This is a genomic window from Algoriphagus sediminis (assembly GCF_030403435.1).
Taxonomy (GTDB): domain Bacteria; phylum Bacteroidota; class Bacteroidia; order Cytophagales; family Cyclobacteriaceae; genus Algoriphagus; species Algoriphagus sediminis.
This window is the reverse complement of sequence record NZ_JAUEPH010000007.1, coordinates 120,102-134,991: the sequence shown is the minus strand read 5'-3', so window position 1 is coordinate 134,991 and position 14,890 is coordinate 120,102. Positions and strand designations below refer to the sequence as shown.

Below are 14,890 nucleotides of genomic sequence, written 5' to 3'. Positions count from 1 at the left end.
TAGCTAAGACTGATTGGTAATTTAACGATTCTCAATAATTCGAATCGCATATCCTCCTCCCGGAGCTGAAAACTGTCTGAGGACGTACTCATTGCTTACTTCTATTTCTGTAATAGTGTATGCCTGAGGATTGTCCTTGAAGTGAGCATCGGATCTATCCGCATAGATTTGAGCAATATAGGATTTACCTCCTTCCAAAAAATCAAAACTTACTTCACCGGTTCTGGACATTAGACCATTAGAATTTCCAATGAACCACTCCCCTGTTTCTTTCGCCTTGCGGGCGATAGTTACATACTGTCCCGGTTCCGCTTCCAGGTAAACGCTCTTTTCCCAATCCAGAGCCACATCCTTGATGAACTGAAACGCATCTGAGAAACGATTATAATTTTCCGGGTAATCAGCAGCCATTTGGAGTGGGGAATAAAGGGTCACATATAGCCCAAGCTGATTTGCGATGGTGCTATTCACGTGTGAACCGTTGTAAACATCCATTTCAAAAACACCAGGAGTGTAATCCATCGGCCCACCGATTTGCCGGGTAAATGGTAGTATAGTCACGTGATTAGCTTTGTTCCCTCCAAAGGCTTGATACTCGGTACCTCTTGCAGACTCATTTGCAATTAAATTCGGCCATGTTCTGGCCACCCCAGTTGGTCGAACGGCCTCATGAGCATTAACCATGATCTCGTATTCCGCAGCCTTTTCAAAGGCATATTGGTAGTGATTCACCATCCACTGGCTATAGTGATGTTCTCCTCTCGGAAGCATATCTCCCACGTATCCACTCTTCACTGCCGGATAGCCAAACTCATTCATCAGAGCATAAGCTTCATCCATATGTCGCTCATAATTCCGGGTCGATGAGGAAGTCTCGTGATGCATAATCATTTGTACACCTTTTTCTTTGGCATAAGCCGAAACACCTTTCAGGTCAAAATCAGGATATGGGGTAACAAAATCGAAAACGTAATCCTTGGAATTTCCAAACCAGTCCTCCCAGCCCACATTCCAGCCTTCTACCAGGACTCCGTCAAAGCCATGTTCTGCTGCGAAATCAATATACTTCTTCACATTATCAGTGGTGGCTCCATGGGTACCATTTGGAGTGGCTTTGCTATAATCGGTCATTCCAAGCTTGATGGCCTTAAAATCATTGGTATAAGACCAGGAGCTTTGTCCGGTAATCATTTCCCACCAAACACCAACATATTTCATAGGCTTAATCCAGGAGGTATCTTCGATTTTTGAAGGTTCATTCAGGTTATATGTCATTCGGGAAGCCAAAATTACCCCGGCATCCTCACCAGCGATGATTGTCCTCCAAGGGGTAGTACTTGGCGTATAAAGATACCCTTTATCCCCCTGGGCATCCGGAGTGAGAAGGGAAGTGAAAATCATGTTTTCATCATCCAACTCAAGGTGCATGGCGGGGAAATTAATCAAGGCTGCTTCATGAAGGTTGATATACAAACCGTCCCTGGTTTTCATCATCAAAGCAGTCTGCACACCCGTTTCAGAAAAAGGGGTTTGTGAAGCATTTGGAGTGATAGCTTCCTGCATAAGCCCGCGAATTTCACTTAGCCTGGAAGTGGTAAAATCATACTCCTGCGTATCATAATCTCCAGGAACCCAGAAGGCCGTGTGATCACCTGCCATTGCAAATTGGCTGAGTTCTTCTGCGATTACGAAATGGCCCATATTCTCTTGTAGGGGAAACTCATATCGAAAGCCTAATCCTTCATCGAAAGCCCGGAATCTTATGATCATGATTCTACCTGTGGAACTTTGCGTCAGCTCAACCTCGAGCTCATTATAATGATTACGAATCTCATCTTCCTCCCCCCAAACCGGCTCCCATATTTCGTCAAAACTGCTGGTTTCCGTACTGCTAATTTCAAAACCATCCATCAGGTCGGTTTCCTCATTTTTCAGATCGAGGCCAAGGGTACTTGGAAGGATGATCGGGCGGTCATTAAAATTGAGTTGGTACGTAGGTTTTCCGGAAGCATCCAGTGAGAAATCCATGACCATTTCTCCATTGGGCGACTGAAGCTGCTGGCCGAAAAGTGGCACAAATGCAAAAAGAAAAATGATTAAATAGCTGTATTTCAATTTCATCCTTGTCATTTTTTTTAAATTCAAATCAGGCATGGACGCCAGTAACTCTAGGCCCGAAGCTAAAATTATCTGTTTTTACCGATTAATCACCATAAACCCAGAGCCAGAAAAATGCAATTCAAATCTTATTTCTTTGCCCTAATTCTTGCCATCGCCGGCTTTGCCTGTCAAGGCCCTGAAGAAAATGTAGCACAGGAACCTATACCTCAGCAGGACCTCTTGGAAGCTTATGTCCAATCAGAGTCTCCCGACTTTTCTTATGAAATCGTACATACAGTCCCCGGGGAAGAGATGGATTTTCATGTCCTGAAAATGTACTCACAGCGTTGGCTAAGTGATGCCGAAGTGGATGAAACCCGATGGTGGCACTGGGTTTCTGTTTTGGTGCCAAAGGATAGCCCACATCAAACCGGAATGCTCTGGATCGGAGGAGGAAGCCGGGAAACTGAGATGCCTCAGGAGCCTGATGCCCTGCTAAAAGCAGCAGCCTCTCAGACCAATTCCATCGTCGCTCAAATCCACAATGTACCTTTTCAACCTTTGACATTTGCAGGGGATCCGGAAGGCGAGCGCTATGAGGATGCCATCATTGCCTATGGCTGGAGGAAGTTTTTGGTAGGCGGAGCCAAAGATGAAGATGCGATCTGGCTAGCCCGATTCCCCATGACTAAAGCCGCCAAACTAGCCATGGATGCCATTCAAGAAGTGGTCAAAGAAAATTACCAGAAGGATTTAAATAACTTTTTTGTGGCAGGAGCCTCAAAGCGGGGCTGGACTACCTGGACCACAGCTGCCACCGATGATCGGGTGGTTGCTATCGCACCAGTTGTGATCGATATGCTGAATCTGGAGCCTTCCTTTATGCACCACTGGCGTAATTATGGATTCTGGGCACCTGCGGTAGATAATTATGTACAGGAAGGAATCATGGATTGGATAGGAACTAAGGAGTTTGATCGCTTACTGGAGATTACGGAACCCTACTCTTTTATCGATGAGTTAGACCTGCCCAAACTTCTAATCAATGCAGCAGGAGATCAGTTTTTTCAGCCCGATAGCTGGGAGTTTTATTGGAATGATCTCAAGGGAGAAAAGCACGTTCAGTACGTCCCAAATTTCGGACATGATCTCAGTGAGTCAGATGCGCTTCCAAATCTGATTTCATTTTACAATTCAGTATTAGAAAATGAAAAGCGACCAGAATATTCCTGGGAAATTGAGGGTAATGAAATTCTTGTCAAAGTAAATCCAGAGCAATTGCCTATCTCGGTGAAACTATGGTCGGCTTACAATCCGCTTTCCAGAGACTTTCGGGTGGATGAGTTCGGTCCCAACTGGGTTGCTGAAGAAATTTCCATGCCAGCTGAAGGAGAGCTGAAAGTTATAATGGAAGAACCCGAGGAGGGTTTTCGAGGATATTTTGTGGAATTGACTTTCGCTGGCAAAACTCCGCTTAAAGTTACTTCCGGGATAGAAATTCTACCCACAGCTTATCCATTTGAGCCTTTCGAGCCTTCAAAAGTGGCAGCTGAGGCAAACTAAATCTTAGAAATCATGAAAACCCGGTTCATAATCCTAACTCTTTTTTTACCCATTTTACTCACATCAAAGATGGCACTATCTCAAGTCAATTATGATGAAAGCAAGGTTCCTCGCCTTCATCTTCCTTCCATTTTCATAAGCGAAAAGGGTGAAGTCATCGATTCAAAGAAGGATTGGGAAAATCTCAGAAGACCGGAAATTTTCAACCTTTTTGAATCTGAAGTTTACGGTCAAATTCCAAAAGACTTTGATAAAGTCAGCTTCGAAGTGAATGAAAGAGATGATCATGAATTTAATTCCATTGCCAAGCTTGAAGAAGTAGATATCAAAATCCAGCGTGGAGAAGGCTCCCATGTGATGCGACTAAATGTCTTTTTACCCAAGGAGGCCAAGGGTCCCTTCCCTATCATTTTATTGATAAATCATAGACCTGCTGCTGAAGATGGCTCACTTGCTGAAGAAGGATACTGGCCGGTAGCTGAGTTGATCGAAAGGGGTTTTGCGACAGCTTCTTTTCATGCAGAAGTGGTAGCTCCCGATGATACGACAAGGTATGTGAATGGGATTTTGAACAACCTTTATCCAGAGCAAATGGAACAAAGTGATGGACTGAAAGCTTTGGGAGCCTGGGGATGGGGAGCCATAAGAGCCATGGATTACTTTGAGCAGCATGAAGGAATTAATGCTGAAAAATCCGTTTTGGTTGGGCATTCCAGATCAGGGAAGGCTGCTCTCTGGGCTTCTGCCAATGACCCTCGTTGGGCAATCACGTATGCCAATGAGTCTGGCTGTGGAGGGGCCGCTTTGTCAAAAAGGAAGTTTGGGGAAACAGTAGAGATTATCAATAATCGATTCACACATTGGTTCGCAGAGAATTTCAGAAAGTATAATGGTGCTGAAGAATCACTTCCTCTGGATCAGCATATGCTTCCAACATTAATTGCTCCGAGAGCGGTTTATTATGCGAGTGCAAAAGCTGATGAATGGGCTGATCCAAAAGGTGAATATCTTAGTCTACAGATCGGAAGTGAGGTCTTTTCTAGAATTTATGGTCAGAAGAGTCCTTTTAAAACCACCTGGGAAGAACTGAACGGCCCGGTATCGTCAAAAACTTTGGGCTACCATATCCGGGAAGGTGAGCATGGCTTGACTTGGGAGGACTGGAGTATTTTTCTGGATTTTGTCGAGAAGGGTTTTTAATTCTCTAAAACCCATTAACTAAACAGCATTGAAAATGAAGCGAAGTATTTTATGGATTGGTCTTACTTTTTTTTACCAGATGGTTTTTTCACAGCAAATCTCCCCAAAAGTATTGGTTGAGGAATTTATCTATGATTCGGCTCCATTTCCTTCCTGCCATGCCTCAACCTTGATCGAAACGGAGGATGGGATTTTAGCGGCTTGGTTTGGTGGCACCTATGAGCGTCACCCGGATGTCAGTATTTATACCTCTGTGAGAGATCAAAAAGGATGGTCCACCCCTACTTTGGTAGCCGATGGAATTGAAAATGAGGTCTTCAGAAATCCAACCTGGAATCCTGTCCTATATCAAAAATCAGATGGAGAAATCCTGCTTTTCTACAAAGAAGGGCCAAATCCTCGAGAATGGTGGGGACTCTATAAAAAGTCAAACGATGGAGGAAAGTCCTGGTCAAAGGGTATTCAAACCCCTCCGGGATTTTTAGGCCCGGTAAAAAATAAAAGCGTAAAGCTCTCGGATGGAAACTTGATGCATCCCTCCAGTTTTGAAACTAATGGAGTTTGGACAAGCCATATGGAATTCACAAATGCTGATCTTGAAAACTGGACAAAGGTGGAAGTTCCCGGTCCTTTTCAGGCTATTCAACCAACTGTACTTTTTCATGGGAATGAAAAACTACAGATTCTCACCAGAACTCAGGAAGGTGTTATTGCAACGGCTTTTTCAGAAGACAATGGTAAAACCTGGACTGAATTAAGTTCTACCGGATTGGTGCATAATGGTTCTGGAATTGATGCAGTGACCTTAGAAGATGGCTACCACCTTTTGGTCTGTAATTTAATTCCCAAGGGTAGGAATAAGCTAAGCCTCTTGGGATCAGCTGATGGTCTCAATTGGGAGGAGATTTTAGTATTGGAGGATGAAAAGTCCGGTGAGTTTAGCTATCCAGCCATTATACAAGCCAAAGATGGAAGCATCCATCTGACCTATACCTATCAGCGGAAAAAAATCAAGTACGTACACCTCAGCCTATGAATCAAAAACTCACTTTTACCGGGATAATTCCCCCACTGGTCACTCCACTTTTGCCGGATTTTACCCTGGACAGTTTTTCTCTGGAAAAAATACTGAACCATGTGATTGATGCGGGAGTGCATGGTGTCTTCATTTTAGGAACAACCGGAGAATCACCTTCACTGCAACAAAAGATCAAGATTCAGATGATCCGGGAAACCTGTAAACTCGTGAATCATAGAGTTCCTGTGTTGGTGGGGATTACTGATTGCTCGATGGGAAATAGCCTTGAGCTAGCTGAAATGGCCAAAAATTATGGTGCAGACGCTGTGGTAGCTGCCCCGCCTTTTTACATGAATATCAGTCAGGAGGATCTGGAAATGTATTATCGGGACCTAGCCAATCGAACGGAGTTACCGCTTTTGCTTTACAATATTCCTTCCCATGCCAAAACCACCTTGGAAATTGAGACAGTGCAGAGATTATCTTCCCATCCCAATATCCTAGGAGTCAAAGACAGTACAGACAGCAAAGAATATCTTTCCCAATTAAGCGAGACATTCAGACCTCATACAGACTTTATCCTGTTGATAGGGCCGGAAGAGCGATTGTTTGAGGCACTTCAGCACGGCTTTTCAGGTGGAGTGAGTGGTGGGGCCAATGCCTTTCCTGAAGTCTATGTCAAATGCTATGAAAGCTTCATCCAAGGCAAGAAAGAAGAAGCTCAGGAATACCAAAACCTCATCTGGGAAATCAGCCAAGAGCTATACCATCACGTATCCCATCCCTCCTCCTATCTCAAAGGGCTGAAAGAATGCATAAAACTTTCGCATTTGTCTGGTGGAATTTTATCCCCTCCCCAAAGGAGCTTTACCGAAGAGGAAAGACAGACATTCCCTAAGAAGTTTGAAAGAATCAAGTCCAAAATCCACAAATTCTTGGAGGAATAATGGCTGAGCTGCCGGTTTGGGATACCCTGGTTTTTATTCTTTACCTACTGCTGATTTTAGGTTTTGGTGTCTCATTTTCCTTTCGAAAGCGAACCGCTAAAGACTTTACCACCGGAGGTGGAAGGCTTCCTGCCTGGGCCATAGGCATGTCAATTTTCGCAACCTTCGTGAGTAGTATCAGCTTTTTGGCCTTACCGGGCAATGCTTATCTAAGCAATTGGAATGGCTTTGTTTTTAGCCTTTCTATTCCTCTGGCAGCTTGGATTGCAGTTCGATACTTCGTCCCACACTATCGGAGCATTTCTAGTGATTCGGCATATTTCTATTTGGAAGAACGCTTTGGACCATGGGCGAGAGTTTATGCCTCCACTTGCTATTTACTCACCCAGCTCGCCCGCATGGGAGCTATTCTATACCTGCTTGCCTTACCCATGCACTTCCTCTTTGGCTGGAGTATCGCCTGGGTGATCGCTATGACTGGACTGATCGTAGTCATCTATGCCATGCTGGGAGGGATCGAAGCCGTGGTTTGGACAGATGCAATCCAAGGCTTGATTTTAATTGGAGGAGCGATCATTTGTCTCGGAATGATTTTCTGGGAAATACCAGGAGGTTCCTCTCAACTCTTTGAAATAGCAGATGCCAATGAGAAATTCAGTCTGGGAAGCTATGACTGGGATTTTGGGAGCTCCACATTTTGGATGATTTTGGTCTATGGCCTTTTCATCAATCTTCAAAACTTTGGGATCGATCAGAGCTACGTACAGCGATACATCACTGCTAAAAGTGATCAAGATGCCAGGCGATCCACCTGGCTGGGAAGTCTGCTTTATATTCCGGTTTCTGCCCTTTTCTTTTTTATTGGGACCGCTCTGTTTGCTTATTATCAGACTCAGCCACAACTTTTACCTGAAGGAATTCAGGCGGATAGCGTCTTTCCTCACTTCATCGTAACGGAGTTGCCCATTGGCTTAACTGGTTTATTGATTGCCTCCCTTTTTGCTGCCGGTATGAGCACGCTCTCCACCAGTATCAATAGCTCGGCGACGATAATTCTCTCCGATCATGTCAAAAAGTATTTGAAGCCCAGCCTTTCCAGCAAAAATGATCTCAAAGTACTCCGGCTTTCCTCCTTGGCCATGGGACTTTTGGCAATTCTTGTAGGTTTGGCTTTCAATGGAGTAAATAGTGCCTTGGATGCCTGGTGGGCTTTGGCTTCTATTTTTAGTGGAGGGATTCTCGGCTTATTCCTGCTAGGTATTATTGTCCGAAGCACCAGAAGCAATGAAGCAGCAATCGCTGTTTTGGCGGGAGTTCTTGTTATCTCCTGGATGAGTTTGCCTGCTCTTCTAAGCTTGGCAGGAAGCACAAGCCCTTGGAGTCAGCCTCTTCATTCTAATATGACCATTGTCATGGGTACGCTGACCATTTTTGTGGTGGGTTTTGTGTTGATGAGTTTGCGATGGTATCAGAGAAATAGCTAAAACCTTTCTCTATGTCACTGATTTTTAAGTAAATAAACTAAAAACGACAGGTTAAATGTTTGCCATAGCCCATTCAAATCGCTACCTTATTCTATGAATTTCAAATGGATATATAAATAGAATTACTTGGGGAAGTTTCTTTTAACTCGCCCAAAAAATACCAGACACTTTTGACTCCAAAAATCTCTCAGTCATGAAAAAATTAAGAATTTTTTTGGCCTCTTCAAACGAATTGAAAGAAGAGCGTGAACAGTTTGAAATCCATATCTATCGCAAATGCCAGGAATTGTTTGAGCAAAAACAGATATTTCTATACTTGGATATTTGGGAAAACATGTCTACAAAAATGTCCCGGACACATTCGCAAGACGAGTACAATAAGTTTGTAAGAGATGCCGACATCGTGGTAGTGCTTGCCTACACCAAAGTTGGGGAGTACACTTTCTCGGAGTTTGAAAATGCAAAACGTACTTTTAAAAGCACAAACAAACCTTTTCTCTTTGTCTATTTCAAAGCTGACCCACCTTATACAGGTAACAACCTCAAAGACCTACAATCGCTGGAAGATTTCAAAAAACTCCTTGCAGATGGAGGGTATTTCTATCCCTCTTTCAAAGATTTTGACAACCTCTGGAACCAGTTCAACAAAGAACTCGATCGACTTGCAACCAGCGATTTTAAAGAATTAGTGCGGGGAGACACCCCCGATAGTCAAAATGCCAACTCAGCACATATTACCGGGAACAGGAACAAAACCTATCAGGGAATGAATAACAGTACGATCACTGACAATTCAATCAATCAAACCCACAGCGGAACCGGTGATAATGTCGGAGGTGATAAGAAAACTGGGAAATAGCCATGGCTAAGGAAACTCACCAAACGCATTCTGGAAGAGGAGATAATATAGCCGGCGACAAGATCGTCAACATTTACAGCAAAGCAACCGACTACAAGGAACTTGAAGCCCATCTGAAGAACCTCAAATCAAGGAAGGTCAAATTGCAGGAACGGATCGCGAAATATCCCGATGATCAGGAGTTTAAAATTGACTTATTGAAAATTGATTCCGAAATAGAAGATCAGGAAAAAAAGATAGAGGATTTTAAATCAGATGTACTTCGTCTATATGAAACTTTTACCAGAATAGAAGTCGACACAGAACGCCTAAGAATCGCAAAGGCACGTTTTGACAAAGGTGAATTTCGGGAAGCTGATGCGATATTGAAAGCCGAAGAAATCAGCAGCGAAGTCGAAGAACTAAAGCAAGCAAGAAGCAAGAAGGAAAATGAATTAACCGAAATAAATGATACGTTAGAAAGCAAGGCAAACGAATTTTTGATAAAAGCTCAGCTCTGGAAAACCTTCTACAGTGAACCCGATTGGTTCGAGAAAACCTGTGAATATTACGAAAAAGCCCTAGATGCAAGCCACAGCCCTGAAATTCTATTCGAATACGCCTTATTTCTACAAAATCACAATCAATTTGCAAATGCCCAAACCCTATACGAAGAAACCTTGCGGATTTATAGAACCCTTGCCGAAGAGAACCCCAGGACCTATTTGACCTATCTCGCTGGGACTTTGAACAATTTGGCCCTTTTACAAGCTAATACTAATCAATTCGGGGCCGCCCTGGAAAACTACCAGGAAGCCTTGCGGATTTATAAAGCCCTTGCCCAAGAGAACCCCAAGGCCTTTTTGCCCAATCTCGCATTGACTTTGAACAATTTGGCCAGTTTACAAAAAAATAAAAATGAATTCGGGGCCGCCCTGGAAAACTACCAGGAAGCCTTGCGGATCAGAAAAGCCCTTGCCCAAGAGAACCCCAAGGCCTTTTTGCCCGATTTCGCCCAGACTTTGAACAATTTGGCCCTCTTACAGGCTGATACTAATGAATTCGGGGCCGCCCAGAAAAACTTCCAGGAAGCCTTGCGGATCAGAAGAGCACTTGCCCGAGAGAACCCCCGGTCCTATTTGCCAGATGTCGCTGGGACTTTGAACAATTTGGCCCTCTTACAGGCTGATACTAATGAATTCGGGGCCGCCCTAGAAAACTTCCAGGAAACCTTGCGGATTTATAGAGCTCTTGCTGAAGAGAACCCCAAGACCTTTTTGCCCGATTTCGCCCAGACTTTGAACAATTTGGCCAATTTACAAGCTGATACTAATGAATTGGGGGCCGCCCAGAAAAACTTCCAGGAAGCCTTGCGGATCAGAAGAGCACTCTCCCGAGAGAACCCCCGGTCCTATTTGCCAGATGTCGCTGGGACTTTGAACAATTTGGCCAATTTACGGGCTGATACTAATGAATTCGGGGCCGCCCTGGAAAACTACCAGGAAGCCTTGCGGATTTATAGAACTCTTGCTGAAGAGAACCCCAAGACCTTTTTGCCCGATCTTGCATTGACTTTGCACAATTTGGCCAGTTTACATGCCAAAAAAAATGAATTGGGGGCCGCCCTGGAAAACTTCCAAGAAACCTTGCAGATCAGAAGAGCTCTTTCCGAAGAGAACCCCAGGACCTATTTGCCCGATCTCGCTGCGACTTTGAACAATTTGGCCGTTTTACAAGCTGATACTAATGAATTCGGGGCCGCCCTGGAAAACTACCAAGAAACCTTGCGGATTTATAAAGCCCTTGCCGAGGAGAACCCCAGGACCTATTTGCCCCATCTCGCCCGGACTTTGAATAATTTGGCCGTTTTACAAGCTGATACTTATGAATTGGGGGCCGCCCTGGAAAACTACCAAGAAACCTTGCGGATTAGAAGAGCTCTTGCCGAAGAGAACCCCAGGACCTATTTGCCCAATCTCGCATTGACTTTGAACAATTTGGCCAGTTTACAAAAAAATAAAAATGAATTCGGGGCCGCCCTGGAAAACTTCCAGGAAACCTTGCGGATTTATAAAGCCCTTGCCGAAGAGAACCCCAAGACCTATTTGCCCGATCTCGCCCGGACTTTGAATAATTTGGCCAGTTTACAAGCTGATACTAAAGAATTCGGGGCCGCCCTGGAAAACTTCCAGGAAACCTTGCGGATTTATAAAGCCCTTGCCGAAGAGAACCCCAGAACCTATTTGCCCTATCTCGCTTTGACTTTGAACAATTTGGCCAATTTACAGGCTGATACTAATGACTTCGGGGCCGCCCTGGAAAACTACCAAGAAACCTTGCGGATCAGAAGACCACTTGCTGAGGAGAACCCCAGGACCTATTTGCCCGATCTCGCTGGGACTTTGAACAATTTGGCCATTTTACATGCCAAAAAAAATGAATTCGAACCCGCATTACAAAACTATGAAGAAGCCTTGCATATTAGGAGAGAGTTTGCCCTAGAGAATCCACTTACATTTTTGCCCCGTGTCGCCAATACAGCGATTAATTTAAGTTTACTATACTTACAGAAAGTACCAGAACAATCTATTTCACTGGCATTAGAGGTAAGAGAGATTGCAAAGAAATTTCCTAAACATCCCGAGTTGCTGGAGTATGCAAATACTGCAATTCAGGTGTTACAGGAAAACGGCGTGGATTTGGAATGACTGCTATGGGAAAAGCAAGTGAAACTGGATCAAATAGCGGCACAAAACCGCTGATAATTCCTTTTTTTAAAGAAAACCTTGCCGGAGTTTTGATCCCAAAATTCAATAAATATCACCCAAAAATAGAATAGGAAATCATCAGCTCCCCGTCTTTTTTCCATTGAATCCAGCCTTTCCCTTGTTCGACCATCCCATCTGTAAGTAACCTTACAAACATCCAATCTTCCTCAACAAGCAACGGCTGCATGAAATCAAACTTCTTATTCACCGTGCTGGCATAGGAAAGTGGCTTAAGATGAACATTTCCAGTCTCTGGATCTAGAAATTCAACGCTATGGATGCTGAGTAAAAACTCCGCCCAATTCAAAAATTCCCCTTGGGACTTGTCCAGAAAGGCTGTTTGCCCATTCGTCTTATTTACTTCCACTTTGACGAAATCATATCCCACACCCAAAACCTTGAAAAATAAAACCTGGTAATCCATTTTCAGATACTCTGGAACTAGCCATGGCGGTGCGTATTCAATAGTCGGAGCCAGCTCCCCCGCTGGGGAAAAACACAGGCTGTCTTGAGGCATATGATCCATCCTGCTCTTTTCAAGATTGACTCCACCATAAAAATAGAGCGTTTGAAATTGAAAAAAGTCAGGCTTAAAAAATCCAATACCCAGTTGGTCTTTATCCTCTGGAGCAAATTTCGAAAGGCTGGTCAAAAGGTAATTCTGATGTTCTTGATCTTTCCACATCCCTACCGGTTCTGCCGGTTTAGTTTGCCTTCGTTCCCGCTCTTTCTCTTCCTCTATTCTTCTTTGCTCCTGCTCCTCTTGCCTTACCGAATACCTATAATGAGTGATGGCATAAAAGACCAAAAGTAATCCAAGTAAGATCCAATTAGCTTTGACTATGATTCTGTGGGGTAAATTAAATGCAAAAAACAATGAAAGTACCAAGGCGATTCCAGCTGAAATCACACCCCACATTAAGACAATTGCTCCAGCAGCTAGCATTTGCCCATCTCCGGCTCCCGTTAGAACGGCCAAATAAATCCCTACAAAGAAAAATACCACTAAGGATAAAAAGCAAAACAGAATAGGCGCAGGCTTAAAGACTTTTCGCATGGATTTAGAATTGTATTTCTTTTAGTACTTCCTCTCCAGGTTTTATCTCTATGGAAAAAGATTGAGCAGCTTTTTCCTTATGATCCCCTAGAGGTACCACCTTTACATTATACTTTCCCGGAGTCAGCATAAAATCAGCTCCATCGGTATAGGTTCTTTCTCCCCCTACATTTTTACCTGATTCGGCTTCCGCCAAAGTGACTATGGTATCTATGATTTCCCCATTCACCCAGGTAAGAACTTTAAAGGTTCCGGTCTCAAAACCCACCTCAAAGGGAGTGCTTTGATCCGAAAGGATCTCCACATCCTCAACTTCCTTCAGGGTCCCAAGCCCTTCAATTTTTAATGCCTGCACCGAAATTTTGTACTTGCCCGGGTTTACCTCCACTTCCTTTTGGCTGGAGTACGTTCTTTCCGAAGCGATCACCTCTCCATTCTGATTAATCAGCTTTACGATAGAATCCCAATTCTGCCCATTGTTGGTGACCGTAATGGACAGTCGCCCTGCATCAAAAGAAATGGTCTGATGGCTCAAACTGTCCTCAAAACTCTGAATATCAGAAAGGCCAATTTTGTCCACATCGCTACCTTCCAAAGGGACTACCTCAAAATTATAGCGGCTCGGAGGTAAGTAAAAAAAAGCAGTGTCCCGATAGGTCCGCGCTAGTATTGGCTCCCGCTTGCTTACCACATCATAGGCCTTAACCCAAGCATCTACGGGCACTCCATTCTTGACGGCGTAGACAGAAAAATTTTCTGCCGGATCATCAATGGTTTTGTTGGTCACCTGAGCCAATAAATCGCCTAAATCAACTGCATCTTCTGCGTTGTTATATGTTCCATTGGCAGCCTTGGCAGCACATTTCAATTGAGCTGTTTCTTCATCCTTCAGACCAAAGCCAATAATGTGAAGCTTAAAATCAATTCCTTCCTCTTGGGCAGCGGTTACAACTTCACAAATATTCCCATCACAGGACTCTATTCCATCGGTAATCAAAATGATGGTGGCTTTAGCCTTGGACTCCCGAAGCTGATCTATCACCAAATTTGCCGAATAGGCCAAAGGGGTTTTTCCCAATGGCTTTACCGAATTTACCGCTTCAATCACTTCAGCCTTTGTTCCTCCCTCTGGATTGACCATAAACTCCACATCCCGGCAATCCCCCTCCCGATTGTGACCGTAAATCACCAGTCCCAACTGCTGCTGTTCCGGGAGCTTTTCTACAGATTCAGACAAAACCTCAGAGGCAATTTCCATCTTGGTTTTACCCTCGATTTGACCCCACATGGAGCCACTGGCGTCGTAAATAAAATAAATAGGAGATATGCCCGGGGAGGATTGAGCAAGTACCTGACTGAGAAAAATAATGAACACTGGAATAAAAAGTATCTTTTTCATTTCATCACTTTTAGTGTTGTCAAAAAACCAAGAGATACCGACCTCATCATCTCATCTCTTCCTTCTGCGGGATTAGGTCGGGTGCATCACCCCAAAGCATATTTTAAGATAAAAATTATCAGCTGGATTTCATGTATGAAAAGCAAAAAAGATAGTATTAACAACTTAATTATGAAAGGCTTAGCTCTTCGATATGGTGAATTCTCTTTTAAGTCCAAAACTTTAGAATTCTGCTGGATACCTTTAGCTACTCGCCTTTTGGTCCCCAAAAAAATTATCGCTTTTTGCCCTGATCCCTAGTAAAAGCACAGGCAATTTATGGGTAAAATCAACCCTGATGGCTTTTGTCACACTTTTCCATTTTACCATCTAAAGCATCTCCCCTTCCCTCCTGGCAGGTTTACTTTTTCTTTTTTCACACAAAATATTCGCTCGGTCATGCTGCTTTGATCCAAATATTTTGGCCCTTCGTACTAAAAACCAAGTGTTCATCTATAGCTCATACCGCTTTTACAT

10 protein-coding genes are annotated in these 14,890 nt (G+C 43.7%); 7 read left to right on the top strand and 3 right to left on the bottom strand.

The genetic code is table 11. The annotated features are described in order from the left end of the window. Positions 1–21 precede the first annotated feature (21 nt). Positions 22–2,121 carry a glycoside hydrolase family 97 protein gene (locus QVH07_RS15710; RefSeq protein WP_290002249.1) on the bottom strand — a complete coding sequence of 700 codons (2,100 nt, stop codon included), beginning with the start codon at positions 2,119–2,121 and terminating at the stop codon, positions 22–24. 111 nt (positions 2,122–2,232) lie between these two features. Here QVH07_RS15710 and QVH07_RS15705 point away from each other — a divergent pair, with 111 nt between their 5' ends. The 7 genes from QVH07_RS15705 to QVH07_RS15675 all read left to right on the top strand — a co-directional run bounded on the left by QVH07_RS15705 (position 2,233) and on the right by QVH07_RS15675 (position 11,858). Then, entirely contained in the window at positions 2,233–3,663 is a 1,431-nt protein-coding gene (locus tag QVH07_RS15705) for a PhoPQ-activated pathogenicity-related family protein (RefSeq protein ID WP_290002248.1), read from the top strand. A 12-nt stretch (positions 3,664–3,675) separates the two neighbouring features. Further along, positions 3,676–4,863 carry an alpha/beta hydrolase family protein gene (locus tag QVH07_RS15700; RefSeq protein ID WP_290002247.1) on the top strand — a complete coding sequence of 396 codons (1,188 nt, stop codon included), beginning with the start codon at positions 3,676–3,678 and terminating at the stop codon, positions 4,861–4,863. Positions 4,864–4,897: 34 nt separating this feature from the next. Further along, positions 4,898–5,899, top strand: a complete 1,002-nt coding sequence (locus QVH07_RS15695; protein WP_290002244.1) for a sialidase family protein — start codon at positions 4,898–4,900, stop codon at positions 5,897–5,899. Continuing rightward, positions 5,896–6,828, top strand: coding sequence for a dihydrodipicolinate synthase family protein (locus QVH07_RS15690; protein ID WP_290002241.1), 933 nt, complete (start codon positions 5,896–5,898; stop codon positions 6,826–6,828). Before QVH07_RS15695 ends, QVH07_RS15690 begins: the two co-directional genes overlap by 4 nt. Beyond that, positions 6,828–8,312: a sodium:solute symporter family protein gene (locus tag QVH07_RS15685; protein ID WP_290002237.1), complete on the top strand. Its 1,485-nt coding sequence runs from the start codon at positions 6,828–6,830 to the stop codon at positions 8,310–8,312. Before QVH07_RS15690 ends, QVH07_RS15685 begins: the two co-directional genes overlap by 1 nt. A gap of 193 nt (positions 8,313–8,505) precedes the next feature. Next, positions 8,506–9,171, top strand: coding sequence for a hypothetical protein (locus QVH07_RS15680; protein WP_290002236.1), 666 nt, complete (start codon positions 8,506–8,508; stop codon positions 9,169–9,171). Positions 9,172–9,173: 2 nt separating this feature from the next. Continuing rightward, on the top strand, positions 9,174–11,858 hold the full coding sequence (locus tag QVH07_RS15675) for a tetratricopeptide repeat protein (RefSeq protein WP_290002233.1): 2,685 nt from the start codon (positions 9,174–9,176) through the stop codon (positions 11,856–11,858). Positions 11,859–11,970: 112 nt separating this feature from the next. Here QVH07_RS15675 and QVH07_RS15670 read toward each other — a convergent pair whose 3' ends face one another. Beyond that, the gene (locus QVH07_RS15670; protein ID WP_290002231.1) at positions 11,971–12,975 is read right to left on the bottom strand and encodes a hypothetical protein; all 1,005 of its coding nucleotides are present in this window, start codon (positions 12,973–12,975) and stop codon (positions 11,971–11,973) included. A 4-nt stretch (positions 12,976–12,979) separates the two neighbouring features. Beyond that, positions 12,980–14,374 (bottom strand): vWA domain-containing protein, encoded by a 1,395-nt coding sequence (locus QVH07_RS15665; RefSeq protein WP_290002229.1) that lies wholly within the window; start codon positions 14,372–14,374, stop codon positions 12,980–12,982. Positions 14,375–14,890: the final 516 nt, after the last annotated feature.